The organism is uncultured Oribacterium sp. (genome assembly GCF_902481605.1).
In the GTDB taxonomy this organism is placed as follows: domain Bacteria; phylum Bacillota; class Clostridia; order Lachnospirales; family Lachnospiraceae; genus Oribacterium; species Oribacterium sinus.
Genome location: NZ_CABSXI010000007.1, coordinates 34,682 through 60,852, shown reverse-complemented (window position 1 = coordinate 60,852; position 26,171 = coordinate 34,682). Strand labels below are relative to the sequence as shown.

Below are 26,171 nucleotides of genomic sequence, written 5' to 3'. Positions count from 1 at the left end.
CGGATTTTCCTGCCTTAATTGCAGCCTTTGCCTTGGGGCCTGTTTCCGGAATTTTGGTGGAGCTTATCAAAAATATTCTTCACAGCTTTAGCTCCGGTTCCTTCGGCGTAGGAGAACTTTCCAACTTTATCCTTGGGGCAAGCTTTGCAGGTACCGCAGGATTTATTTATCAGAGAAATAAGACGAAGAAGGGTGCAATCATGGCCTCTGTTGTTGGTGCAGTGGTTATGGCGGCTATTTCCTACCCCTCCAACCTTTTGGTGGTTTATCCCTTCTACTACAACTTTATGCCTAAAGAGGTAGTGCTTTCTGCTTATGAGTTGATTCTTCCCTCCATCGGCAGCATTGAAAAGGCTTTGCTTATCTTTAATGTGCCCTTTACCTTTGTGAAAGGCATGATTGATGTAGTTCTTTGCCTTCTACTGTATAAAGGAGTATCTCCTTTCCTGCATAAGTTAAACGGAGAGGGATAATCCGGGAGTCCTTCTTTTGTTGGGGTCAGTCATAAAATAATTGAATTAAGGTGATGATCTATGAGTTCAACAAGATACGATAGACTGGTACGCGAAGCAAAATTCGGTGTGAAATTAATTCACAGAGAATATTGCTCCGGAAAAGAGATAGCTTATGTAATTATTTTAACCGGCTTAGGAGATTTTTTTGTCGGAATCAGTCCGGAAGAAGGCCACAATAATCAGGCAGTTATTGATGCTATTCACCAGTATTATGCAGAAACGGAAGATACAAGGGTGATTGAAGGATATCAGGCCGGAATTTATGAGCTAATAGAAGTATCAGGACATATGAAAATGTTTAGTAATTTATTGAGGATTCTCTTCTATGAGCTTTATAAAGAACATAGAGGAGAGGCTAGTTTTACTCTGGATATGGAAGAGATTTTTAGACAGCTAAATAGTATGATTTTGGAAAGATATCATAATTTCGAGAAGGAGGATCCATTTTTTGAACCATGGTTTTCCAGACAGCAGACTTTTGCGATGGAACATTATGGACTGATTTTGCAAGGAAAGCCGGAATCTTAGAATTATAAAATCGACCTTGCTTCCTTCTGTACTTCCTGAAGTCCCCTCCATTTCCCCCTTGCGTTCAAGGCAATATTTTGTACAATAAGAGGGAGACAGAGAGAGGTGTCGGATGAACAGAGAAGAATTTGATGACGAGTATTACCAGCAGAAAATGATGGAACACCGCATTCGGATGGAGAAGCGGAGAGAAAAACGAAAGAAGGAGAAGCGCCTGCATATCCTGCTCTTTTTTCTTCTGCTTCTTTTGTTGTTCCTGGCTTTTATCGGGGTACGTTATGCCCTGCCCTATGTGCAACAGCAGGGAGGCATTTCCTTTGGGAAAAAGGTCTCTGAAAGTACGATTGCCAAGAATCGCCCGGTGGTAAAGCTGGGAGAAGGGGAAACGGAAGAAAAGGGCGATGTAGTAGAGGCAAGTGAAGAGCCGGCTCTTTCGGAAAAGGATGAGGCTTTGAAGACGGCGGAGCTTCAGGCGAAGCAGTATGACTATGACAGCGCCATCGCCACCTTAAATGCCTTGAACCTGTCTTCCGATACGGAGATTTCCTCGAAGATTTCTCAGTATGAAGAGGAGAAGGGCAAGCTGGTTCCCGCCAATATGGATGATATCACCCACATTTTCTTCCATATCCTGATTGTGGACCCGACTAGAGCCTTGACGGACACCCATCAGGGAAAGCAGTTCAATTCCGTAATGACCACCATTCCGGAGTTTGAGGAAATCATCAAGGAAATGTACGACCGGGGCTACGTGATGGTACATATGCATGATCTAGCGGAAATGCAGGAACAGCCGGACGGAACGAAGAAAATGGTGAAGAAGCAGATTATGCTTCCGGAGGGCAAGAAGCCCTTTGTGATGTCCCAGGACGATGTGAACTACTACGTTTACATGGAAGGTCATGGCTTTGCAGATAAGATGGTTTTGGATGAAAACGGAAAGCCTAAAAACCAGTATACCGATAAGGACGGAAATGTTACCATTGGGGACTATGACTTGGTGCCGATTTTGGATAAGTTCGTAGAGGAGCATCCGGATTTTGCCTACCATGGCCATAAGGCGGTGATTGCTTTTACCGGCTATAACGGGGTCCTGGGCTATAGAACCGATGAAACCTTTGATCCCAATTCTCCGGCATTAGACCCGAAGAACAGGGCAAACCCCAATATCGAAGAAGATAAGGAAACCGTTAAGAAGATTACCAAGGCCATGAAGGAAGACGGCTATGAATTTGCCTCCCACTCCTGGGGACATATCAATTTCGGCACCAGAGATTTGGCTTCCATTTCCAAGGATACGGATCGTTGGGAGAGAAACGTGGAGCCTCTTCTGCCGGATCCCTGTGAGATTCTGCTTTACCCCTTTGGAGATGATATTGGGGACTGGCATCCCTATCAGAAGGGAAAAGAAGACGGAAAATATGATTTGCTGGAGGCGGCAGGCTTCCATTACTTCTGTAACGTAGATTCCGCAAAGGTTTGGATGCAGTACGGAGATGATTTTGTCCGGCAGGGAAGAAGAAATCTGGACGGTTATCGCCTGTATGAATCCTACAGCGGCGCGGCGGATAGACTTTCCGACTTGATTGACGTGAAGAAGGTCTTTGATACCAGAAGACCTACCCCTGTAACCTGGGAATAAAGAAGCATTTGGAGAGGAAGAAAATGAACCGGAAACTAGACACCGAAGAGGTACGACATTTATTTGAGGGAATGCAGCAGCTGGAAACCACGGAAGAGTATTTCCGTTTTTTCGAGGACCTCTGTACCATCAATGAGCTTTTGGCCATGGCCCAGCGCTATGAAGTGGCCAAGCTCTTGCAGGAAGGCAAAACCTATATCGATATAGCGAAGGCCACCGGAGCCTCCACTGCAACCATTTCCAGAGTCAACCGCTCTCTACATTATGGAGAAGACGGCTACGCGGTAGCCTTTGAGAGGATAGCCAAAAAGGAAGAGGAAAAATAAAAGAGGGAAAAGAAAATAAAAAATACAAGAAGGCCATAAAAATAGCTTTGCTCTCTATGTCATGGAGTTCGGGGTAGTCTGAGCCCGTCGGTTCTTAGCTTTTGTTTTTGAAAAGCTTAGAACCGCTACGTGGCGAGGCTAGCGGGAGCGTGCCCCGTCTCCATGCTGTAGAGTAGCAAAGCGCTTATATAGGCTTGTATCTTTTATTTCTTTTTCCTCTTCCTTTTCTTTTGGCTCTCCTCCATGCGGTCTACTATTTTTTCCATAAGTTGCTTTTTAAGGTAGACATCAAAGGCCAGGAGACTTAGGAAGGAAAAGCTTTGGAGCTGTTCCCGCTCCGATTCCTCCAAGTTGGCAAAGGCGGGGTCCTGTTCCGAAAAGGAGCTGTTGGCGGTTTGAAACTTTTTCCCTAAATCCTCCACTAAGCTTTGCATTTCTCCATTGGCAAAGGAGAAGATTTCTTCGTAAATATCCGTGAGTCTGGGTTTACTGTGAAAAGAAAAATAATTTTCCGCTAAGGGATCCACCACGGTACGGATGTCGGAAAGACTCAACATACTCTTATAATAGTAGATTAAAAGCAGAATCAGCATGTGATTCTTGTTGTAGCGCTTTCCAACAGGAGGAGGCAGAATCTTATTTTTGGCATAATTATTAATCATGGTCTTGGTAAGCGCTTTGTCCTCCGGATGACGCTTCATGGAGGCCAGATGTTCCTCCATAAATCCGGTTACCTGATCCATGTAAAGATCCAGAGAGGGCAGGCTTCCCGCATGCACATGATGTAAACTTTTAAGATATTCGGTTAATTCATTTAAATATTGTTCGTCCATAAAAACAAGTATAGCATAGCGAAGTAGAATTACAAGAATTTAGCAGTGGCTATAAGGGGAAAATGGTACTATCCTTAAGCAAGGTAGCTTAAAGTACGAAGGAAAAAATAAGAGAGTATAGGGTATATATGACCTAAGGAAAAGAAAGGAAAGCCATGGAGCTGAAAAATATATTAAACAAAGAACAGTATGAGGCCGCCACCCATGGAGAGGGGCCTCTCTTGATTTTGGCGGGGGCAGGCTCGGGAAAAACCAGAGTGTTGACCCACAGAATCGCCTACCTGATTTTGGAAAAGGGAGTTTCTCCCTATCAAATTCTGGCGATTACCTTTACCAATAAGGCGGCCCAGGAAATGCGGGACAGGGTGAATCAGCTTCTGCCGGAGCGGCAGGGAGAAATCTGGGTATCCACCTTCCACAGCATGTGTCTTCGGATTTTACGAAGGGAAATCGGAAATCTGGGCTATGACTCCGACTTTTCCATCTATGACACGGATGATCAGAAAACTGTGATGCGGCAGGTCTTTAAGGAATTGCAGATAGATAGCAAGATGCTGAAGGAAAGGTTGGTGCTTTCCGCCCTGTCCCAGGTGAAGAATCAGGGGCGAACCGTTTCCGACTATCTTTTGGAGGATCCGGAGGATTTTCTGGATGGGAAGATTCGTGCCTGCATCCGACTTTACGAAGAAAAGCTAAAGCAAAATAATGCCTTGGACTTTGACGACCTGCTTTTACGCTGTAAGGAGCTTTTTGAGAAGTTTCCGGCAGTTTTAGAGAAGTATCAGGAGCGTTTTCGTTATATTTTGGTGGACGAGTATCAGGATACCAATGATGTGCAGTTCCATTTGGTTTATCTCCTTGCTAAGAAGTATCAAAATATCTGCGTGGTGGGAGACGACGACCAGAGTATTTACCGTTTTCGGGGTGCCAATGTGGAAAATATCCTCTCCTTTGAATCTCATTTTCCAAACTGTAAGGTGGTAAAGCTGGAACAAAACTACCGCTCCACCGCTCCTATTCTGGACTTGGCTAATGTGGTCATTGCTGAAAACCAGCACAGAAAGCAAAAGAAGCTTTGGACTGCGGAGAAGGAGGGCTTGAAGGTCAGCTTTCAGGAATATGAAAGTGCCAAGGAAGAGGCGGCGGCTGTTATCCGAGGCATTCGGGATGCAGGCTGGAGCTATAAGGACCAGGCGGTGCTGTACCGCACCAACGCCCAGTCCCGTCTACTGGAGGAGCAGTGTATTCATTGGAATATTCCCTACCAGATTGTGGGGGGCGTGAACTTCTACCAAAGAAAGGAAATCAAGGATATCCTTTCCTATATGAAGATTTTGGTGAATAAAAAGGATGATGTGGCTCTTCGGAGAATCATCAATGTGCCAAAGAGGGGCATTGGCGAGGCCAGCCTTTTAAAATTGCAGCAGTATGGAGAAAGCCTTGGGGGCTTTTCTTTGGTGGAATCCCTTCCCTTTGCCAAGGCGGCAGGACTTTCCGGAAAAGCTTTAAGCATGGTGGGAAGCTTCCGGGAAATGCTGGAGAGCTGGAAGGATGTGGAATTAAGCGCCCTTATTGACCGCATTTTACAGGACACGGAATACGAAAAGGATCTTCAGGCAGAGGGGGCCATAGAGGCGGAAAGCCGTATGGAAAACATTCAGGAGTTACAGGGAAAGCTCCAATCCTATATCGAGGAAAATGGGGATGAGGGCAGTCTTTCCGCCTTTTTGGAAGAGGTGTCTCTCCTTTCCGACTTGGATAGAAGTGACTTAACGGAAGACAAAATCACCCTGATGACCTTACATGGAGCCAAAGGTCTGGAGTTTCCGGTGGTCTATCTGGTAGGCTTAAATGAAGGCCTCTTCCCCAGTGCCCAGTCCATGTTTACTCCCGAGGAACGGGAGGAAGAGCGAAGACTCTTTTATGTGGGAATCACCAGGGCGGAAAAGGAACTGTATTTAACCGCAGGAAGAGACCGGGTGGTCCATGGGCAGTATCAGTCCATGCTGGTCAGCTCCTTTGTGGATGATGTGCCGGAAGAGCATTTGGAGAAGAAGTATCTCTATCGGAAAAAGCCCAGTGAAGAAGATATTTTCATGGAAAAAACAGGCCGTTCCGGCTATAGCTCTTACTTACAGCAGGCGAATCAGTCTATCAAAGCTTATATGGGACAGTCAGGTTATGGGGATTCTGCTTCAAGTGGCTATGGAAGGGGAAGTTCCTACGGCTCTACTGGTGCCTATGGTTCTTCCGATTCCTACGGCTCCTCCGGTTCCTATGGCTCTACCGGTGCCTATGGTTCATCAGGGCGTTCATCCTCTAATCTATATGGCAGTGACGGATATTCTTCTTCCAAAAAGCCTTTGGATCTTCAAGCCTATCAGCAGGCCGGCATTATCCAAAAGGGCATTTCCGGCATGAGCTCCGGAAGCCTGGATTATCAGGTAGGAGACCGGGTCAGCCATATGAAATTTGGAGAGGGTGAAGTACTGGCCATAGAAGAGGATAAGAAGGACAAGCTGGTGACGGTGCTTTTTGACACCGCAGGACAGAAGAAGATGCTGGCAGGCTTTGCCAAGCTAAAAAAGCTGTAGTTTAGCAAAAAGAGGCTGTAAAAATCAAAATATAAATAGTCTTTTATGTAGTATAGGTCTGAAATAGGAGTAATCTGAGTTTATGCCCCGTTTCAGCCCTATATTGCATAGGAGATCTTTTTGATTTTAACAGCCTCTTTTTTCTTGTCTAAAATTTTATCTTATTATGTAAGGATATAAACCATATCCTCCCAGCTCTCTCCGCCCCAGGTGGAGGGGGATTTACCCAAGTGCTCATAGCCGAAACCGCTGTAGAAAGGAACAAAATGGGTATGGCAGGTGAGAAAAATCTTCTCCGTACCCCGCTCTTCCTCCATGTCGATATAGCGGTTCATAATCTGGCTGGCGAGCCCTTTTCCTTGATATTCCGGTCGAACCTCCAGACCTAAAAGAAAGCAATGCTTTGCTCCTTTTTCCTGTAAGGAGGCATTTTGAAAAAATTCATCTAAAAAGACTTCAGAACCGGAGTGAATACCGCTCATATAACCGGCAATCTTTTTATTCACTTGATCAAAGGCAATCAAAAAATCTTCCGGAGCTTGTTCTACCCTATCCTTTACTTCCTCATAGCTACAAGCTTCATTTTCCGAAAAACATATCTTTTCTATCGCTGCTAATTCTCGGATATCCTCTTCAGTAGCCGCCCGAAAAATATACCGCTCCTGCTTATACATAGGTCTCCTTTCTAAAATGATAAATTTTATTATTTTATATCATAGCAGAGATTCATAGGAAAGGCAAATAAGAGGGGAACTATTTCAAAGGATTCAAACACAGGCTTTGTAATTACTGTTTATGCTATAAGAGAATTTTATAATTGCTTTTATATTAGTTGATTATGTATAAGTTTTTGCTAAAAAATTGTCTGAATTCCTGAAAAATATATGTAAGATTGACATTCTTTGTGGAGTAGAATAAAGTTACTGTGAAACAAAAAATTAGTTTATTACAGATATATGAAACAAAAGTACATACGAAAGGAAGTGAGCGCTTCGTGCAACAATCTGTTATTCCGGAGATTAAATCATTATATCCTCAGATGAATGAAGCAATGCAAAAAATAGCAGATTATCTCATTGATACAGAAGATAAGAAGTGTGTGGAGAGAGCTAGTGAATTAGCTCGTAGGAGTGGAGTCAGTACAGCTTCTGTCAGTAGATTTGTAAAAATGATGGGGTACAAAGAATTCCGTGACTTTCGTCTAAAGATTGTGATGGAAAAGCAAGAGGAGAATAGGCAGGAGGAAAATGAACTAAATTATAATGGTGAGCCTATTACTGGGGATGCTCATTCTATCTGTAAAACTATTTTCTCAAAAAGTGTTAGAGAACTGGAAGAGACTTGGGGAATTCTGGACTTTGATACTATGCAGACAGTGGCAGATTTGATTCATGAGGCAAGAAGAATTGTAGTCATCGGCGTGGGTCGATCAAAAGTCACTATGGAGGCACTGTACTCTAGGCTTTATCGCATTGGATACCCGATTATGATGTTTAGTGATGCCCACGAGATTGTTAATATTACATCCATTATGGAAAAAAAAGATATTTTGATATGCGTGAGTAATTTTGGACAGAGTAAATCAGTGGTTGAGGGAGCAAGAAGAGCGAAAAAAAGAGGTATTCAAGTAGTGGGAATCAGTAGTATTAAAGAGTCTCCACTAGCTAAAATTTCGGATTACACCTTATTTAGTGCATATGATTATAATAATGCGCAGGATGGGAACCTATTTGATCCGTCCAGTGAGAATTTGGCACAGCTTGTTATTGTGGATTGTCTTTATATGCTCGTTGCTCATAAGAATAAAAGAAAAAATATCACTTACTTTAAGACATTTTCGAATGAGATTCATACAGAGCATATTAAATAATTAGTAAAATGTTTAGAGGAAAAAGAGTAGGAGGAAAAATGAATCGTTTACATAATACGCTGGAAAAAGCGGTAGAAGAAATGATTGATGGATATGTAGAAACCTACCCCAATCTTTTTGAACGGATAGAAGGACAAAAGGTTCTATTGTATAAAGATAGAAAGAATGGTGTATCTATTTTAATTGGAGCAGGGGCAGGTAATGAGCCTTGGCCGATTGGATATGTGGGAAAAGGACTGGCTGATGCTTGCGTTTTAGGGGATATTTTTACTGCACCGGCAGCAGGCAGTATTCTTAAAACGATTCGTGCGCTTTCTCATGATGAAGGAGTACTGTGCATTGCAACGAATCATGCTGGGGATGTTCTAAACTTTGAGTTGGTAAGTGAGCTTGCAGAACTTGAGGGAATTAAGACACGACAGATTTATGTTTCGGATGATGTGGATTCATCAGAAGAAAGAGAGGAGAGAAGGGGTATTGCCGGTGTTACATTGGTATTAAAAATACTCTCTGCAGCCAGAAATGCGGGACTTAGTTTAGAAGAACTAGTGTCTTTGGGAGAGAGAATAAATGATAATCTTTCCACGGCAAGCGTAACTACTTCTCCGGCTTTTGTTTTCGAAAATGGAAAACAAGCTTATGATTTACCGGATGGTTTTGTAGAGTACGGTATGGGATTTAACGGAGAATTAGGAAAAGAAAGAACAAATTTGCCAAGTGCGGATTCTTTAATAGAGAAGCTCATTGAACCTTTACTGATTGATTTGCAGCTAAAAGAAGGAGATGAGATTGCTGTTTTTCTGAATGTATTTCAGGCAACAACTACCTTGGAAGAATGCATCCTCTTATATAGCCTTCAGAATGCTTTGAAGAGGAAGAAAATAAAAGTATTTGATACTTTTGCGCAATCACTTTTCCCCACACAAGGAGCAGGGGGACTCTCTCTTAGCTTTTTGAAAATGCAAGAGGAATATAGAGGATTTTATAAAAAAGAAGCGTATTCGCCGTTGTTTTACAAAAGAGAAATGGAATGAACTTGGTGAGCATCATATACAGAGTTCAGGGTGTTCAAACTTAATGTGGAAGAAAAGATGTAGAAGGTGAAGACAGTATGAAGGAAGTTAGTGCTGATCAAGTAAAAAGAATGATGGAGAGGGTTGCTCAGAAAGTGGTGGAGTCAGAGCCGTACCTTACAGAGATTGACTTGAAAATAGGTGATGGAGACCATGGAACAGGTATGAAAAGAGGCTTTTTGGCTGTTCAGAAAATGTTGCTTGATTTGAAAGTTGATTCCTGTGAAGGGGTTTTTCGAGCAGTGGGTACTTGCCTTTTAGACACTATGGGCGGAGCTTCAGGCGTTTTATTTGGAACGGTTTTTATATCGGGAATTGTAAAAAGAGAGGAACGAAACAGTTTCAAATTAAGTGATTTTGCAGAGATTTTTTCTACTTCATTAACTTCACTAAAAAAGAGAGGGAAGGCTAAAGTAGGAGATAAGACAATGGTGGATGCTTTGGAACCGGCAGTTCTTGCTCTGGAAGAGGGGGCAAAGGAAGGATTGGATCTTATAGAGGGCTTTCAAAGAGCTGCTTTAGCTGCAGAAAAAGGGATGGAGTACACGAAAACGATAAAAGCACGTTTTGGAAGAGCAAAGTATTTTGGAGATAAGGCCATCGGGCTGCAGGATGCAGGAGCTACATCAGTGTACATTATTTTCCAAGCTATGTCTGATTTTTTAAAGGGGGAGAAAAATTGATTCTTACAGTTAGTTTAAACCCTTGTATTGATAGAACAATAGAGATTGAGAAGTTCCTTTATGGAGGAACAAATAAGGTTTTGAAAACAAGGGAAGATATTTCGGGAAAAGGAATTAATGTCAGTATAGCGTTACAAAATCTTGGTGTTAGCAATAAAGCGACCGGTTTTTCTTTTTCGGAAGATGAGGCCAGATTGAGACGCTTTTTTGAACGTATTCATTGTCCTTATCACTTTCACACAGTTCAAGGAAGTCTTCGTGTAAATGTAAAGATTTTCGACACAGAAAAGCGTGTAATGAGTGAGTTTAATGATAAGGGACAAGAAGTTACTGAAGCCGATGTGTCTGCTTTCTTCTCTTTGATGGAAAAAGAGTGGGAAGGGACGGATATCTTAGTTGTGGATGGCTCCGTACCACCAGGGGTTCCAAGGAGTATTTATAAGGAATTAATACTTTTAGCAAAGGAAAAAGGGATAAAAACAGTCTTAGATGCTACTGGAGATTTACTAGTTTTGGCATTAGAGGCACAGCCGTATTTTGTGAAACCGAATCGGGAAGAGTTGGAAGCTTTTTATGGAAAGGCATTTAAAGATACCAAAGAAATGATTAGCTTTGGCAAGAGCTTACTACAGAAAGGCATACATTATCTTTGTATTTCATTGGGAGAGGAGGGAGCTTTATTTCTCACAGCAGAAAAGTGCTATCAGGCAAAACCGGTAAAGATTCTTGTACAGGGAGTGCAGGGGGCTGGGGATTCCATGGTGGCAGGAGCTTGTTTGGCGATGAAGAAAGGCCTTTCGGATGAAGATATTTTTAGATATGCGGTAGCTTGTGCAACAGGATCTTTACTACATCCGGGTACTCAGTTGTGCGAAAAAGAAGATTTGGAAGCAATGTTACAAAAGGTTGAAATTATCAATTTAGAAGAATAGAAAGGGGAAAAATATGGCTTTGGTAAGTTCTAAGGAAATTTTGATGAAAGCGCAGCAAGAGGGCTATGCAGTCGGTGCTTTTAATGCGGAGAACATGGAGATGGTTCAGGCAATTGTAGCAGCGGCAGAGGAATTATCTTCTCCGGTAATTATTCAGACAACTCCGGGAAGCTTGCAATATGCAGATACAGATATGTTTTTTGGAATGGTAAACGCAGAAGCAAAAAAGGCGAAAGTGCCGGTGGCTTTACATCTGGATCATGGAAACAGTGCAGAGCTTTGTGCGAAAGCGATTTTATCCGGTTACACCTCTATCATGATTGATGGTTCTAAGCTGGCTTTTTCTGAAAATGTAGCTCTTACGAAGAAAGTGGTTGAGTTTGCACATGCTATGGGAGTGCCGGTTGAAGGAGAATTAGGAACGGTAGGAGGAAAAGAAGACACACATGAAGTAAAAGACAGTGAAAAGTCCTATACCGATCCTGAAGAAGCAAAGGAATTTGCAGAGCAAACAGGTGTGGATTTCCTTGCAGTTGGTATTGGAAATGCTCATGGATTTTATAAAGGAGTACCAAAGTTACGATTTGATATTTTGGAAAAAACCAAAAGTCTGGTAAGTATTCCTATTGTTCTACATGGTGCGTCAGGAATTCCTGATGAAGATGTAAAGAAATCAACAGGCCTTGGTATTTGCAAAGTGAACTTTGCAACCGAATTAAGAGATGCCTTTACCAAGGGGGTAAAAGAGTACCTTGAGAAGAATCCGGAAGTATTTGATCCAAAGAAATATAATGGAGCAGGTAGAGAAAAAGTTAAGGAACTTATTAAGCATAAGATGCATGTATTGAATAGTGTCCATAAGGCATAAAAACTTAGATAAGAATTTGGAATACGTGAAACAATGTTTTATTTTTCTCAATAATGGACAAATTTTAACTCGAATCAAAACGGGTAAGCAATCACGCAGACCTCGTTCTGAATATTTACTTACTTATCTTTAAAGGAGGAAAAAGTGATGAAAAAAGGTATTTCATTGGTACTCGCAGCTTTAATGGCTGTATCTCTTGTGGCTTGTGGAGGTGGCAGTGCTGCAAAGAGCACAACTGCTGCAGCATCAGAGCAAACAGAAAAACAGACAGAGAAAGCCGGAGAGACGGAGGCTAAGAAGGAAGAGACTAAAGGAGAAGCAAAGACCATCGGTGTAAGCTTACTGAACAGTACCCACGTGTTCTATAATAGTATCCAGACTGCTATGGAAGAGCAAGCAAAGGAATATGGATGGACTTTAGATGTACAAGATGCTGCAGGAGATGCAAATAAGCAGCTTGGTCAGGTACAGGATTTTATTACCAAGAAAGTAGATGCTATTGTTATTGCACCAACTAACTCTGCAGGATCCAAGTCTATGATTGAGCTTGCTGAAAAGGCTGGAATTCCGGTATTTACTATGGATATCGCTTCTGATGGAAAGCCGGTTACTCACGTTGCTACAGATAACAAGAAGGGTGGACAGCTTGCTGCTGAGTATGTGGTAAATAATATCCTTACCGAAAAAAAGGGTAATGCAGCAGTAATTACTTATTCTGAAATCGAAAGCTGTGTAGATAGAGAGACCGGATTTACAGATTATTTAAAGGAGAATGCTCCGGATATCAAAGTAGTTGATGTGCAGAACTATTCCGGTGACCAGCAGAAGGCTGCAGATGTAATGCAGAACATGCTTTTAAAGAATGATAATATCGATGTTGTTTTCTGTGTAGGAGATCCTGCAGCTATTGGTGCTCTTTCCTCTATCACAGCAGCCAATGCAGCAACCAAGATTATCGGTTATGACGGAAATCCAGAAGGTGTTGCAGAAATCAAGAAGGGTGGAAACTGGGTTGCAGATGTTGCACAGGACCCTGCAGGAATTGGTAAGACCACTCTTGAGGCTATTAAGAAGCATTTAGAGGGTGAGAAGGTAGATTCCGAGATTTTGATTGCGCCTTATATTATTGATGCAAAGAATGCAAAGTAATAAAAAGATAGGTTAAGAGGAAGGCGTCCCACTTTTTGGACGCCTTTTTCTATAATATGGAGCATATTATGATGGAAGAAAGAAAAGAGACTTTAGTAGAATTAAAGCATATTCATAAGGAATTTCCCGGCGTGAAAGTCTTAGAGGATATTTCTGTTGCTTTTTATCCTGGGGAAGTACATGTTCTTTTGGGAGAAAATGGTGCAGGAAAATCCACAATTATTAAAATCATTTCCGGTATTTATCAACCTGATAAAGGGGAAGTTTTGATAGAGGGACAGCCCGGGGCAAAAAATATTCGAGAAGCGCAGCAGAGAGGAATCAGTGTTATTCATCAAGAGCTTAGCGTTATTGAGGATTTAAAAGTTTATGAAAATGTTTTTCTGGGAAGAGAAGAGAAAAAATCCGGATTTTTAAACAAAGAAAAAATGATTGCGGAATGTAAAAGGATTTTGGATGAAATGGATGTGGCGATTGATCCACGCTCACCGGTATATAAGCTTAGTAATGGAGAAAAGCAAATGGTAGAGATTGCCAGAGCTGTTTCTCAGAATAGTAAGTTAGTAATTATGGATGAGCCTACCAGTTCGCTTTCTGACCACGAGGTACAGTCTCTTTTTCGAGTTATACGTCAATTAAAGAAAGATAATGTTGCAGTAATTTATATTTCTCATCGTCTAAAGGAAATTCTGGAGATGGGAGATATGCTTACCGTACTTCGAGATGGTATGAAGATTGCTACAGTACCGGTTTCAACAGTAACTGAACAGAAGATGGTAGAAATGATGGTGGGAAGAGAAATTTCCCAATTTTATTACAAAGCCAAAGCTCCGGAAAATAAAGAATTGGTTTTGGAGGTGAAGAACCTATGCTCTAAAAATCATTTTAAAAATGTTTCATTTCAACTATATAAAGGAGAAGTTCTTGGGGTAGCCGGACTTATCGGTGCAGGAAGAACTGAATTAATGAGGGCGATTTTTGGAGCTGATTCCTATGATAGTGGAGAGGTATTTTTGTATGGAGAAAGTTTAAAGGGATTACAGCCTAAGGAAATTATTAAAAAAGGTATGGGATTAATTCCCGAAGATAGAAGAGGCCAGGGACTTTTACTGGAAAAGACAGTTCGGGAAAATACCAGTTTGGCATCTTTAAAAGAGAATAGTCATAGTGGTTTTATTGATTTTTCGTGGGAAAAGCGAGAAGCAATTTCCTACATAGACAAGTTACGGATTAAGACTCCTTCAGATTCAGCAATCATTAAAAATCTTTCAGGAGGAAATCAACAGAAGGTAGTAATAGCAAAGTGGCTTTTAGCAAAGTCTAAGATTCTTATTATGGATGAGCCTACCAGGGGAATAGACGTTAATGCTAAAGCGGAAATATATGAGCTTATGAAGAATTTTGTCGAGGAAGGTGGCAGCATTATCCTCGTTTCTTCAGAATTACCAGAGGTATTAGGATGTTCTAATCGCATTATGGTAATGCGAGAGGGATATGTAACCGGTTTTCTGGATAGTGCAGAAGCGACAGAAGAAAATGTCATGCTTTTTGCCAGCAAAGGAAATGAGGAGGTTGTTTATGAATAAGAAAAATGGTGGTATATCAAAAGTCCTAAAAGGAGAAAATACCATGCTCCTTTTTGCGGTAGCGCTGTTTGCAGTGTGTCTTCTTTTTGTCCCTCGATTTGCGACAGGGGGAAATATCAAGAATATCTTGATTCAGATTTCAATCAATGCACTTATTGCCTGTGGCATGACCTTTACTATACTTTCAGATGGTATTGACCTTTCTGTTGGTTCGGTAGCGGCTATAGCAGGGGTAGCAGGAGCGTCTTTAATCAAAACTATGCCAAATGCATCTGTTCCGATGTCCATTCTGATTATATTACTAACTTCCTTAGTAATAGGTACTGTGTGTGGTGCTCTTAATGGATTTTGTATTGCAAAGTTGAATGTTCCTCCCTTTATTGCAACTATGGCGATGATGAATGTAGCAAGAGGTTTAGCCTATGTTTTTACAGATGCAAAGCCGGTTTTTGGCTTGCCGGAAAGTTTTGGATTTATCGGTTTAAGAGAACTTGGTATTATTCCTGTATCAGTTATTTTAATGGTTTTTATTATTTTTCTAAGTTATATTATTTTAACAAAGACTTGCTATGGAAGATATATTTATGCTGTAGGTAGTAATAAAGAGGTAGCTAAGCTGACGGGAATTAATGTAGATCAAGTCCGTTTTTCGGTCTATGTGATTTCCGGAATTCTTTCAGCATTAGCAGGGCTGGTGTTAGCCTCCAAGTTACAGAATGGACAGGCCACGGCAGCAGTAGGCTATGAGTTAAATGCCATTGCAGCAGTAGCAATGGGTGGTACTAGCATGTCCGGTGGACGAGGAGGAATTCCTCAGACAGTTATTGGTCTTATCGTTATCGGAATTATTAATAATGCGTTAAGTTTACTTGGGGTTTCGGCATATTGGCAGACGGTGGCAATGGGCGTTATTATTCTGATTGCAGTAGTCATTGATCAGGCTAGAAAATAATTCACTAAAGCGGCGGAATGAGTTTTAGAAGAATAAAAAAATAGGGGAAGTACTAAACGATGTGTTTTGGGCAAGTTTAGCACTTCCCTTTTTCATGTCGATTATTTACTATAGATTTAGAATATTTTCCAGGAAGGAGGACAATCCCATGGAAGGACAATCCATTATGCAAATATTTCAGGGGGGCTCCTCTGTGTCTGGGGTGATTATCCCCATAGCTTTAATGCTATTTTCCGGCTTTGCCTTAACCAGAGTAACTAAGAGGCTAAAGCTTCCCAACGTAACCGCCTATATTCTGGCGGGAATCCTGATTGGACCGTATTGTTTGAATCTTGTGAATCCGGATATTATTGAAGGCACAAGCTTTATTGCGGATATCGCCCTTGCCTTTATTGCTTTTGGAACCGGGGAATTTTTTACCTTTTCTACTTTAAAGAAAAATGGTCTGAAGGTATGTATCATTACCCTTTTTGAAGCCGCACTGGCTTCCCTCTTTGTTTTTGTGCTTTGTCTTTTTATTTTAAAATTGAATTTAAGTCTGTCTTTGGTTTTGGGAGCCCTAGCGGCAACCACCGCCTCCGCCTCCACGATTATGACCATCCGACAGTTCAATGCCAAGGGGGATTTTGTGAATACCCTTTTGCAGGTGGTAGCCTTGGACAATGTCTTTGGACTTGTGGCTTACAGCATGGCGATTTCCGTGGCGGTGGCGTTGCAATCCGGCGCCTTTAAGCTGAGCAGTATTCTCATGCCCATTGCTTTAAATCTGGCGGTGCTTCTTTTGGGAGCGCTTTTTGGGCTCTTTTTAAAGCTTTTAATGCCGAAGCAGCGTTCTACAGACAACCGTTTGATTATTACCATAGCCGTACTTTTCAGCTTTTGCGGTATCTGTGCCCTTTTGGATGTGTCTCCTCTTCTGGGCTGTATGTCCATGGGCATGATTTACATCAATATCACGGGAGACGACAAGCTTTTCAAACAGTTAAATTACTTTAATCCTCCCATTTTACTGCTGTTTTTCGTGCGTTCCGGCATGAACTTCAAGCTGGATGTGCTCTTACATTCGGGGGGAATAGGGGAAAATGTTCCTCTTCTTCTGGTGGGTATCAGCTATTTTTTGGTACGTATTTTGGGAAAATATCTGGGTGCCATTCTGGGTCCAACTTTGGTGGGAGAAAAGAAGGAAGTTCGTAAATATTTAGGACTGGCATTGGTGCCTCAGGCCGGGGTAGCCATCGGTCTTTCCGCATTGGGTGCCAGAATTTTGGGTGGAGAGCTGGGAAGAGCCTTGGAAACGGTAATTCTTGCTTCCAGCATTCTCTATGAACTCGTAGGCCCCGGTTGTGCTAAGCTGGCCTTGTATCTTTCCCATTCCTATGCGGTAAGTTTGGAGGATTTAACGGAATCCGTCGCTATAGAACCGGAGAAGAAGAAAAATGAGGTGGAGCTTTTGATCGAGCGAATCCAGGCCATTCAGAAGGAACTTCCTTCTCATGCTAAGAGACTGGCAGAAGAGGAAGAAGCCTTTACCGAGGCGGCGGAGGAGCAGTATTAGCTTGAAGCTTCTACTTAAGGGTTTATATAAGATAAAATGGATGAGTTTTACGCGCATTGATTACGGAATATTTCAATAGAACAGGAGGAAAAGCCATGTCAGAATGGATACTACAGGAAGCTTTTCAAAGTCTTAGGATAGAGCATGATATCAGTCTTTCTTCCGCCTTGCTTAGAATCTTACTTGCGGTTCTTCTCTCCTCCATCATTGGCTGTGAGCGAGCCAACAAAAGGCATTCCGCAGGTCTTCGTACCTTTATTTTGGCCTCTTTATCCAGCTGTTTGGCCATGATTTTGGATCTGCTATTTATGAACGAGGGAAATCTTCGTTTTCCTATGCTCTCTGCCTTTGCCATGATCAGCATTGCAAGCATCAGCCGAAAGGCGATTCTTTACAGCTCCCGAAATCAGGTGAAGGGATTAACCACATCCATCGCCCTTTGGTCCTGTATTCTCATCGGCCTCAGTGCTGGAGCGGGACTATACTTGATCAGTGTAGTAGCCTGCTTTATGCTTTATTGGATTCTGTCTTCTTTACCGGGCTTGGAAATGTATCTGAAAAATCGCTCCAACCACTTTGAAATTCATTTGGAGTTAAAGAGTCGGCAGTATTTACAGGACTTTGTCACCACCATCCGGAGGCTGGGACTTCGGATTGATGATATTGAATTAAATACTGCCTACCACGGCTCCGGCCTTAGCGTGTATTCCGTAACCTTTACCATAGACAGCAAGGAGCTGAAGAAGTTCAAAACCCACAAGGAGATTATCGAAGCCCTGTCCACCATTGACTACATTTATCATATTGAGGAAATGCGGTAGAACGTTGTAATTACTTCTTTATTTTACCTTTTATATAGTTGCTTTATTCCTATTTTTGCTGTTTTGCTCTTTATTCTGTTGTTTTCTTCTTAGCCTTTACATCTTAGAAAAGATATGATAATTTTTATTCGGACAAAACCGAATCGGAGGTGACCGAATAAAATGAAATTTATCGGAAGAGAGGAAGAAGTACGGAAAATCAAAGGCTTGTATCAGTCTCCCGGCATGGAAGTGCTTCTATTATACGGAAGAAGGCGTATTGGAAAAAGTGAGCTGATGAAACATTCCATGCAGTTCTTTGAGGGGAAGAGGATTTATTACGAGTGTAAACAGACTTCTGAAATGAACAATGTAGAAAGCCTGGCGACTTTACTTTCGGAAGAGTTTGGCTACCCGAAGATTTCCTTTTCCGGTCTGGAGGAAGTGCTGGATTTTCTTTTTAAAAAGGCGACGGAGGAGAATATTCTCTTGATTTTGGATGAATATTCTTATCTTAGTGATGTGCTGAAGGGCATGGACAGTGTTTTGCAGGCACTGATTGATAAATATCGAAACCGGAGCAAATTGAAATTGGCCTTGTGCGGTTCCTTTGTGGATACCATGCAGAAACTGATAGAAAAAGAGAATCCCTTATTTGGCCGTTTTGATTTGGTTTTAAAGCTGAAGCCCATGGATTACTATGATTCGGCACAGTTTTATCCCCATTTTTCCGATGAGGATAAGGTGAGGCTTTACAGTGTTTTTGGCGGAATTCCCTATTATAATCGTTTGATTCGGGAAGACAGGTCCGTAAAGGAAAATATTATAGAACTGATCGCATCCCCCGGTGCAAGACTGGAAAATGAGGTACTGATGTACCTTAAGTCGGAAATTGCGAAAATTGTGAATGCCAATGAAGTCTTTGAGGCTATGGCAAAGGGATTTTCCCGCTTTAACGATATCCTGTCTCAGTCCCATGTTTCCAGTGGCCCCAGCTTAGTGGATGTGTTGGACAAGCTGATTCGTATGGAGCTGGTGGAGAAGGCGGCGCCTATTAATGATGAAAATAACCGAAAGAAGTCCGGATATTATATCAGTGACCCCATGTCTTTGTTTTATTACCGATATATTTTCCGCTACAGCTCCCAGCTAAACGTGATGAATTCGGATATTTTCTATCAGCGATATATTCAGGAGGACTTTGAAAATGCCTATGTGCCGAAGCGTTTTGAGACGATAGGAAAACAATATTTGATTCGGCAGAATCGGGCAGGACTTATGGAGGAGCCCTTTGAGAAAATAGGCAGGTACTACTACGACATTCCGAAAGAAAGGCGAAACGGAGAGTTCGACATTGTCACCTACGATCCCAAGGGCTATATATTTTATGAAGTAAAGTTTCAAGATAAGCCTCTTAGCAAGGCGGAAATAGAAAAGGAGATAGCGCAGGTAAAGGAATGTGGCCTGCAATGCTATCGTTACGGCTTCCTTTCCAAAAGCGGATTTGAAGCAATTTCTCGGGATGATTTGGTTTTGATTTCCTTAGAAAGTCTGTATGTATAGTTTTCTATGGCAAGTTTTAAGATAAAAAATATTTTCTTCTCATCAGAGAAAATCACTTCGGAGGCTTTTTTAGCCTCCTTTTTTACGCTATACTAGGACAGTTCAAAGAAATGAAGGGAGAACTATGGAAAAAAGTCTGAAAGACCAAGTATATGAATCTATTCTGGAGGATATCTTCCAGGGCAATGTTTCTCCGGGAGATATTTTGAATGAGAAGGCACTACTGGAAAAATACCACTGTAGCAAGTCTCCGGTTCGAGAGGCGCTGATGGCACTTTGTGCGGACGGTATTTTAAAAAATATCCCCCGCTACGGCTATGAGGTGGTGCGCCTCAGTAAGGAAGATATCTACGATATGCTGGCTTTCCGCTTTGTCTTGGAGCGGGGAGTGCTTTTGGAGTGCGGAGCGGAGCTTAGGGAGGAAGATTTTCGGGACTTGGAGCAGATCAACAGTCAGTGCAGTGAAAATAATACGGACGCCATGACTCACTGGAAGCATAACATGGAATTTCACCTTCGTTTGATTGCCTGTGCCCACAATGACTATATTACGGAGCAGCTGGAAAAATGCATGACCAGACTAAAACGGGCCTACTCCCAGTACTATTGGAAGAAGGACAAGGAAATTCTTTTTTCCATGGATACGGAGCACCATGTGGACATTGTGTCGGCGCTACGAAATAAGGATGTAGAGAAGGCCATTCGCTATTTGGAGGAGGATATTCAGGACTTCGGAGAGTACTCCGCCTATCGTTTAAAGCTTCATTTTTCTTAAATCGATATCGGAAAGAAATTTGCGGTTTCTTTAACGAAAAGGAGATATATTGTAAAAATATTCATTTAAAGCATTTACCAAGCAAATTTTAGAAAGGAACTTATGGAAAAAAAAGAGGGCATGTGGAAACAGGTTTTTGGGACTTTGACATTTTGCAATCGCCATAAGTTCCTCTTTTTGTCTACCGCCATTTTTTTGCAGATTGCGACCTTTGTAGGGAAGGAGCTTTTGCAAATGCTTTTCCGTCTGGCTTTGGTGCTGGTGGACTTGCCCAATGTGGATCAGTACAATATTCGCTATTTCTTTACCAGCCCCAGAAGCCTCTTTATGGTTTTGCTTTTTGCTTTTCTTCTGGCCTTCTTTTTTTATGTGGAGGTCTTTACCCTGGTACAGGTGATTTTGGCGGCCAAGGAAGGGGTTAGGATTTCTTATCGAAAAATTCTTCGCACCTCTCTAATCCGACTGCGGGATTTCAGCTATGGCAATGTGCTGCTGTTCCTTCTTTATATTCTCTGCACCGTGCCGGTGGCGGGCTTTATTCTAAGCTCTTCCCTGACAGATTCCTTCCACATTCCGGATTTTATAACGGAAGAAGTGGGCAAAACAGTGGGAGGGCATATTGCTCTTTTCCTTCTGTTTTTCTTTTTCATGTACTTAAATATGCGTCTGGTTTATACTGTGCCTTTAATGGGCTTAAAGGCGCAGAAGTTTAACAAATCTGTGCGGGAAAGCTTTGCCTATACGAAAAAAGGCGGAATCAAATTGTTTCTGACTCTCTTTTTATATGAGTTTTTGCTGAGTTTGTTGGCCGCTCTTTTGCTCTATCTGGCGGCTTTTCTCTTTACCAGCCTGGATCCAAAGGGAGAACTGGGAATCTTTCATTTTCTTTTCTTCCTGCTCTTTCGTTTTACCCGATTTTTCTTTGGAATTTTATCAAAAATAGGCTTTCTTTCCCTCTTAGTAAATACTCTTCCGGTGGAAGGCTCCGAGGGGGAAAATGCTTTTCTTGCCGAGGAACAAAAGTATAGCAAAACCACCGTTTTCCTCCTACTGGCTTTATTTGTTTTTCACAGCACCATAGCGCTTATGGATTATATGGGACGGGAGGTTAATACGGATGCGAAAATCATTGCCCATAGAGGGCTGGTTTCTACCGGAGTAGAAAATACTATAGAGTCTTTAGAGGGGGCAAAGGAAGCAGGGGCGGATATGGTGGAGCTGGATATTCAGCTGACTAAGGACCGGGAATTTGTGGTAATGCATGATTTGGAACTTTCTCGGCTTACCGGAATAGAAAAAAAGGTCTACGACTGTACCCTTTCGGAGCTCACCGCTATGACGGTGCATCAGGGGGAGTTTAGCGGAAAAATTCCAAGCCTTCGGGAATTTGTACAGCGGTCAAAGGCGCTGAATATGCCCCTTCTGATAGAGATTAAGCCTCATGGAAAGGAACCGGAGAATTTTTCGGAAATTCTTCTGGAGAAGCTGGAAGAATACGGGGTGGAGAAGACGAACCCCCTGATGTCTTTAGACATTTCCCTGATGGAGGGGATAGAAGAGACTGCTCCGGAATGGAAGACCGGGGTGGTGATTCCGGTGCAATTCGGAGATTTTGCCACGGAAAATGTGGACTTTTATGCGATTGAAGATTCCTCCTATAACGGCTACCTGATGGGAGAGGTGCAGGATATGGGGAAGGAAATGTATGTTTGGACCATCAATGAAGAAGACAAAATCATCAAATACCTGCAAAGTCCGGTGGACGGCATGATTACGGACGATCCTGAGGATGTGTTTAAGCTTCGAAAGGATATGCTGGAGGATAGAAGCTATTACGGTATGTATGAGCGCATGGCGGGGTAGGGGGCTTTGATGCAGTATAGGCATGAAAACGAGCACGCTTCCGCTATACTTGCCCCTGCGGAGGGAAGCAATTTAAAAATATATACGCTCCGATGCAGTATAGGCATGAAAACGAGCACGCTCCCGCTATGCTAGCCCCTGCAAAGTGAAGCAATTTAAAAATATATACGCTCCGATGCAGTATAGGCACGAAAACGAGCACGCTCCCGCTAACCTCGCCCTGCAGCGGTACTAAGCGAAAAACTACAGTACCTTTGTTTTTCGCAAGTACCGGCGGGCTCAGATTGCTCTCTTTCATGCCTATACTGCATCATTCGCTTCAGCTATTTGATTTCTATAGTCCTTCGCTTCGCAGGGGCTCTGTAGGTACCAGCGGGCTCAGATTGCTCTCTTTCATGCCCATACTGCATCATTCGCTTCAGCTATTTGAGTTCTACAGTCCTTCGCTTTGCCGGGGCTCAGTAAGTACCGGCGGGCTCAGATTGCCCCTATTACAGGCCTATGTTGCATCAGAGCGGCTTTCTCATATTGAATATGGTTCTCACTGGTGATGTTTGTGAGGTCGACTTCTATGCACCTATATATTGCATAAAAATCTTGCAATATTCATAGATTCACTATATAAATCATACAAAAATTATGTTAAAAAATCGTCAAAATCCGCCTAGTGCTTTTTAATCGCATTACTGATATGATTAGAGTAAATCTAAATAAGAATAGGAAGATTTCGGGGTTTTACTTTGAAAGACAATCTTCGCGCTTACTATGGGAGGGGATGTTTAGTTAAAAAGTCCTGTCAGACATATTTTAGGAGGTGCTATTGGTGGAAGAGAGCTTGATGAACAATTATACGGAGATTTTACAGAATGAGCTGGTGCCGGCCATGGGCTGTACGGAACCCATTGCCATTGCCTATGCCGCAGCGGCAGCAAGAAAGCTTCTGGGAGAAGAGGTCAAGGAGATAAAGCTTTGCTGCTCCGGGAACATTATTAAGAATGTAAAGGCGGTTACCGTCCCCAATTCCGGCGGCCAGAAGGGTATGCAGGTAGCGGCCATCTTAGGCGTACTTGGCGGTGACTCCGATTTAAAGCTGGAGGTTCTGTCTACCGTTACGGATGAGGATCGGGAACAGTGCAGAAAGCTGGTGGATACCGGTTTTTGCAAGGTCAGCTTTCAGGAGGAAGGTCCAAAGCTTTACATTGCGGTAGAGCTTCTGTCCGAAAACCATAAGGTAAAACTGGAGATTGCAAACCAGCACAGTAACATCATTTACATGGAAAAGGACGGAGAAGTTCTTTACAAAGAGGGAGAAGAGGATAAGCAGGATGTGATTTCCACAGGAGGAGACCGGAGTCTGATGTCTCTTCAGGGTATTTTGGACTATGCCAATGCAGTGGATTTATCCTTGGTAAGACCGTCTTTACAGAGACAGGTGGAGATGAACCTGGCGATTTCCCAAGAGGGCTTGGACAATCCCTGGGGGGCCAGTGTGGGAAAGACGATTTTGGAGACCTGGGGCTCCGATGTACGGGCTTGTGCATGCGCCAGAGCGGCAGCAGGATCTGATGCCAGAATGAGCGGCTGTCCCCTTCCGGTGGTGATTAACTCCGGCTCCGGCAATCAGGGCATTACCGTAAGTATGCCGGTGGTGGAATATGCGAAAGCCCTTTCCATTTCCGAAGAGAAGATGTACAGAGCCTTGATTGTCAGCAATCTGGTGTCCGTTTACATCAAGCACTACATCGGTGCTCTTTCCGCCTTCTGCGGAGCGGTTAGTGCCTCCTGCGGTGCAGGTGCCGGTATTACCTACCTTTGCGGAGGAAATTATCAGAAGATCGGCCGTACCATCAGCAACACCTTAGGCAATGTGGGGGGCATTGTCTGTGACGGTGCCAAGCCCAGTTGTGCGGCGAAGATTGCATCTTCCGTTCATGCTGCTATTTTGGCTCACCACATGAGTATGAAGGATCAGGGCTTCCATGGGGGAGAAGGCATTGTGGAAGAGGATGTGGAGAAGACCATCAGAAATATGGGCTATATCGGAAAGGTAGGTATGCAATCCACCGACAGAGAGATTTTGAAGGTAATGACCGATCAGGTGGATGTGAATTCCTGTGTGTAGGAATTTTTGGCGTCCTGACCGGGGGGACGGAACTGCGTAAACCGGCAAAGCTTAAGAAATAGATTGAAATATGTCTCGAGACAGGGCTTAAGAAATAGACCGAAATATGCTTGAGGCATGGCTTAAGAAATAGCCGAAGAAAAAGACTGAGAAATGTCTTGAGATTGGGCTTGAAAATTTACAACAAAATAAGAAGGAGAAAAAGTATGGAAAAACAAGGATTTATTCATAGTCTGCCCTTTAAGCTTTTGGTGGCATTGGCTGTGGGCATTTGCTTAGGACTGGCTTTAAGCGGAATGGATAACGGTGTATCCCATGCCATTTTGAACATTGTGGTAACTGTAAAGTATATTGCGGCACAGTTTATCAGCTTCTGTGTACCACTGATTATCATCGGATTTATTGCTCCCTCCATCACAAGACTGGGAAACAATGCTTCTCGTATGCTGATAGTCGCTTTATTCATTGCCTATGTATCCTCTATCGGAGCGGCATTTTTTGCTACATTTTCCGGATACACCATCTTACCCCACTTAAACATCAACCCGGATGTGGATGGTTTAAAGGAGCTTCCTGAGGTAGTCTTCCAGCTGTCCATTCCTCAGATTATGCCGGTAATGTCTGCTCTTTTCTTCTCCGTATTGGTGGGACTTGCGGCAGCTTGGAACAATTCCAAGATTATTACCTAGGCATTGGAAGAGTTCCAGAACATCGTTTTATCCATCGTAACCAAGTTCGTTATTCCGGTACTGCCTCTTTTAATCGGTACTACCTTCTGCACCTTGGCTTACGAAGGAACCATTACCAAGCAGTTACCCATCTTCTTAATCATCATCATTATCGTAATGATCGGACATTACATTTGGCTGACTCTTCTTTACTCCATTGCAGGAGCGTATTCCAAGAAGAATCCCATGAACATTGTAAAGCACTATGGTCCTGCTTACATGACAGCAGTAGGAACCATGTCCTCCGCAGCAACCCTTTCCGTAGCTTTGGAGTGTGCAAAAAAGTCCGAGCCTACTATCCGGGAAGATATGGTGGACTTCGGAATCCCTCTTTTTGCCAACATTCACCTTTGCGGCTCCGTTATGACCGAGACCTTCTTCGTTATGGCGGTATCCAAGATGCTCTACAATGAGTTCCCTTCCGTAGAGAAAATGATTCTCTTCTGCCTCTTACTGGGCGTATTCGCAATCGGCGCTCCCGGTGTTCCCGGTGGAACCGTTATGGCCTCCTTGGGACTGATCACCGGTGTCCTTGGCTTTGATGAGACAGGAACCGCTTTGATGCTGACCATTTTCGCATTACAGGATTCCTTCGGAACCGCTTGTAACGTAACCGGAGACGGTGCATTGGCATTGATTCTTACCGGATATGCGGAGAAGCACGGAATTCACCCACAGAAGTTAGAGTCTGTACTGTAATATTGAAATAGACCGATTGAAAAACTACATCCTGCGCTGGATCTTGTAAGGAAAAGGGTTTGACGGAAATAAACACTTGTCTAAAATCATACAGTAGATATATTCCTGCAGTACGGGTTCGGAATGGGGGGCAATCTGAGCCCGCGGGTACTTGCGAAAAACAAAGTGTAACTGCAATTTTTCGCTTAGTACCCTTGCAGGGCGAAGTTAGCGAGAGCGTGCCCTAATTCCGGATCCGTACTGCAGGAAAATCTATATTTACTATGCTGACAAAAAATTTTCTCAAAAACCCTTGACAGAATGAGGCAGATGGTGTTTGATGATGGCGTAATTCGAACTAATTCCCAAGAATAAATCACGAGAGAAAGTGTATCTAGGGTTCCGGTCAAGCTGGTCCGAGCGATACACATACTGCGAAGCGGTATGACACCTTAGGGATAAAAGCCCCGGAGGCAGGTTTCACTTGAAGCCTGCTTCCGAGGCTTCATTTATTTCTGGAGAACCATTTCAGTGAG

At 42.8% G+C, this 26,171-nt stretch carries 21 protein-coding genes and 1 pseudogene; 20 read left to right on the top strand and 2 right to left on the bottom strand.

The annotated features are described in order from the left end of the window. The 4 genes from RDQ32_RS02575 to RDQ32_RS02560 all read left to right on the top strand — a co-directional run. Window positions 1–473: ECF transporter S component (locus RDQ32_RS02575; protein ID WP_308579012.1), on the top strand; the 473-nt coding region annotated here is incomplete at its 5' end. 60 nt (window positions 474–533) lie between these two features. Further along, on the top strand, window positions 534–1,043 hold the full coding sequence (locus RDQ32_RS02570; RefSeq protein ID WP_308579011.1) for a hypothetical protein: 510 nt from the start codon (window positions 534–536) through the stop codon (window positions 1,041–1,043). A gap of 112 nt (window positions 1,044–1,155) precedes the next feature. Beyond that, complete coding sequence (locus tag RDQ32_RS02565) at window positions 1,156–2,685, top strand: polysaccharide deacetylase family protein (protein ID WP_308579010.1); 1,530 nt, start codon at window positions 1,156–1,158, stop codon at window positions 2,683–2,685. Window positions 2,686–2,708: 23 nt separating this feature from the next. Next, window positions 2,709–3,011, top strand: coding sequence for a YerC/YecD family TrpR-related protein (locus tag RDQ32_RS02560; RefSeq protein WP_007157484.1), 303 nt, complete (start codon window positions 2,709–2,711; stop codon window positions 3,009–3,011). Window positions 3,012–3,214: 203 nt separating this feature from the next. Here RDQ32_RS02560 and RDQ32_RS02555 read toward each other — a convergent pair whose 3' ends face one another. Then, a complete protein-coding gene (locus tag RDQ32_RS02555; RefSeq protein ID WP_308579009.1) occupies window positions 3,215–3,844 on the bottom strand; it encodes a DUF1836 domain-containing protein in 630 nt (209 codons plus the stop codon). A 155-nt stretch (window positions 3,845–3,999) separates the two neighbouring features. On the opposite strand from RDQ32_RS02555, the gene RDQ32_RS02550 reads away from it, so the two are divergent. Continuing rightward, entirely contained in the window at window positions 4,000–6,438 is a 2,439-nt protein-coding gene (locus RDQ32_RS02550) for a UvrD-helicase domain-containing protein (RefSeq protein ID WP_308579008.1), read from the top strand. A 164-nt stretch (window positions 6,439–6,602) separates the two neighbouring features. Here the strand turns inward: RDQ32_RS02550 and RDQ32_RS02545 are convergent, their stop codons facing one another. Then, complete coding sequence (locus RDQ32_RS02545) at window positions 6,603–7,112, bottom strand: GNAT family N-acetyltransferase (protein WP_308579007.1); 510 nt, start codon at window positions 7,110–7,112, stop codon at window positions 6,603–6,605. A 251-nt stretch (window positions 7,113–7,363) separates the two neighbouring features. Here RDQ32_RS02545 and RDQ32_RS02540 point away from each other — a divergent pair, with 251 nt between their 5' ends. The 15 genes and pseudogenes from RDQ32_RS02540 to RDQ32_RS02470 all read left to right on the top strand — a co-directional run bounded on the left by RDQ32_RS02540 (window position 7,364) and on the right by RDQ32_RS02470 (window position 25,656). Further along, window positions 7,364–8,308: a MurR/RpiR family transcriptional regulator gene (locus RDQ32_RS02540; protein WP_007157480.1), complete on the top strand. Its 945-nt coding sequence runs from the start codon at window positions 7,364–7,366 to the stop codon at window positions 8,306–8,308. 38 nt (window positions 8,309–8,346) lie between these two features. Continuing rightward, window positions 8,347–9,342 (top strand): dihydroxyacetone kinase subunit DhaK, encoded by a 996-nt coding sequence (locus RDQ32_RS02535; protein ID WP_308579006.1) that lies wholly within the window; start codon window positions 8,347–8,349, stop codon window positions 9,340–9,342. A gap of 77 nt (window positions 9,343–9,419) precedes the next feature. Continuing rightward, window positions 9,420–10,064, top strand: a complete 645-nt coding sequence (dhaL, locus tag RDQ32_RS02530; protein WP_007157478.1) for a dihydroxyacetone kinase subunit DhaL — start codon at window positions 9,420–9,422, stop codon at window positions 10,062–10,064. Then, window positions 10,061–10,996: a 1-phosphofructokinase gene (pfkB, locus tag RDQ32_RS02525; RefSeq protein ID WP_308579005.1), complete on the top strand. Its 936-nt coding sequence runs from the start codon at window positions 10,061–10,063 to the stop codon at window positions 10,994–10,996. The genes dhaL and pfkB overlap by 4 nt, the downstream gene beginning before the upstream one ends. A gap of 13 nt (window positions 10,997–11,009) precedes the next feature. Next, window positions 11,010–11,864, top strand: coding sequence for a class II fructose-1,6-bisphosphate aldolase (gene fba, locus RDQ32_RS02520; protein ID WP_183684718.1), 855 nt, complete (start codon window positions 11,010–11,012; stop codon window positions 11,862–11,864). Window positions 11,865–12,011: 147 nt separating this feature from the next. Next, entirely contained in the window at window positions 12,012–13,013 is a 1,002-nt protein-coding gene (locus RDQ32_RS02515; RefSeq protein ID WP_183684719.1) for a substrate-binding domain-containing protein, read from the top strand. Between the two features lie 68 nt (window positions 13,014–13,081). Then, window positions 13,082–14,599 (top strand): sugar ABC transporter ATP-binding protein, encoded by a 1,518-nt coding sequence (locus RDQ32_RS02510; RefSeq protein WP_183684720.1) that lies wholly within the window; start codon window positions 13,082–13,084, stop codon window positions 14,597–14,599. Next, window positions 14,592–15,551, top strand: a complete 960-nt coding sequence (locus tag RDQ32_RS02505) for an ABC transporter permease (protein ID WP_007157473.1) — start codon at window positions 14,592–14,594, stop codon at window positions 15,549–15,551. Before RDQ32_RS02510 ends, RDQ32_RS02505 begins: the two co-directional genes overlap by 8 nt. Before the next feature lie 148 nt (window positions 15,552–15,699). Next, window positions 15,700–17,106: a cation:proton antiporter gene (locus tag RDQ32_RS02500; protein WP_308579004.1), complete on the top strand. Its 1,407-nt coding sequence runs from the start codon at window positions 15,700–15,702 to the stop codon at window positions 17,104–17,106. 95 nt (window positions 17,107–17,201) lie between these two features. Next, window positions 17,202–17,927 carry an MgtC/SapB family protein gene (locus RDQ32_RS02495; RefSeq protein WP_308579003.1) on the top strand — a complete coding sequence of 242 codons (726 nt, stop codon included), beginning with the start codon at window positions 17,202–17,204 and terminating at the stop codon, window positions 17,925–17,927. Window positions 17,928–18,089: 162 nt separating this feature from the next. Continuing rightward, the gene (locus RDQ32_RS02490) at window positions 18,090–19,469 is read left to right on the top strand and encodes an ATP-binding protein (RefSeq protein ID WP_308579002.1); all 1,380 of its coding nucleotides are present in this window, start codon (window positions 18,090–18,092) and stop codon (window positions 19,467–19,469) included. A gap of 124 nt (window positions 19,470–19,593) precedes the next feature. Beyond that, a complete protein-coding gene (locus RDQ32_RS02485; RefSeq protein ID WP_183684725.1) occupies window positions 19,594–20,244 on the top strand; it encodes a GntR family transcriptional regulator in 651 nt (216 codons plus the stop codon). A 102-nt stretch (window positions 20,245–20,346) separates the two neighbouring features. Continuing rightward, on the top strand, window positions 20,347–22,107 hold the full coding sequence (locus tag RDQ32_RS02480) for a glycerophosphodiester phosphodiesterase (protein WP_308579001.1): 1,761 nt from the start codon (window positions 20,347–20,349) through the stop codon (window positions 22,105–22,107). A gap of 823 nt (window positions 22,108–22,930) precedes the next feature. After that, window positions 22,931–24,229 carry a serine dehydratase subunit alpha family protein gene (locus RDQ32_RS02475; protein WP_040649180.1) on the top strand — a complete coding sequence of 433 codons (1,299 nt, stop codon included), beginning with the start codon at window positions 22,931–22,933 and terminating at the stop codon, window positions 24,227–24,229. Between the two features lie 206 nt (window positions 24,230–24,435). After that, window positions 24,436–25,656: pseudogene (locus tag RDQ32_RS02470) on the top strand (dicarboxylate/amino acid:cation symporter). The last annotated feature ends 515 nt before the right edge of the window (window positions 25,657–26,171 follow it).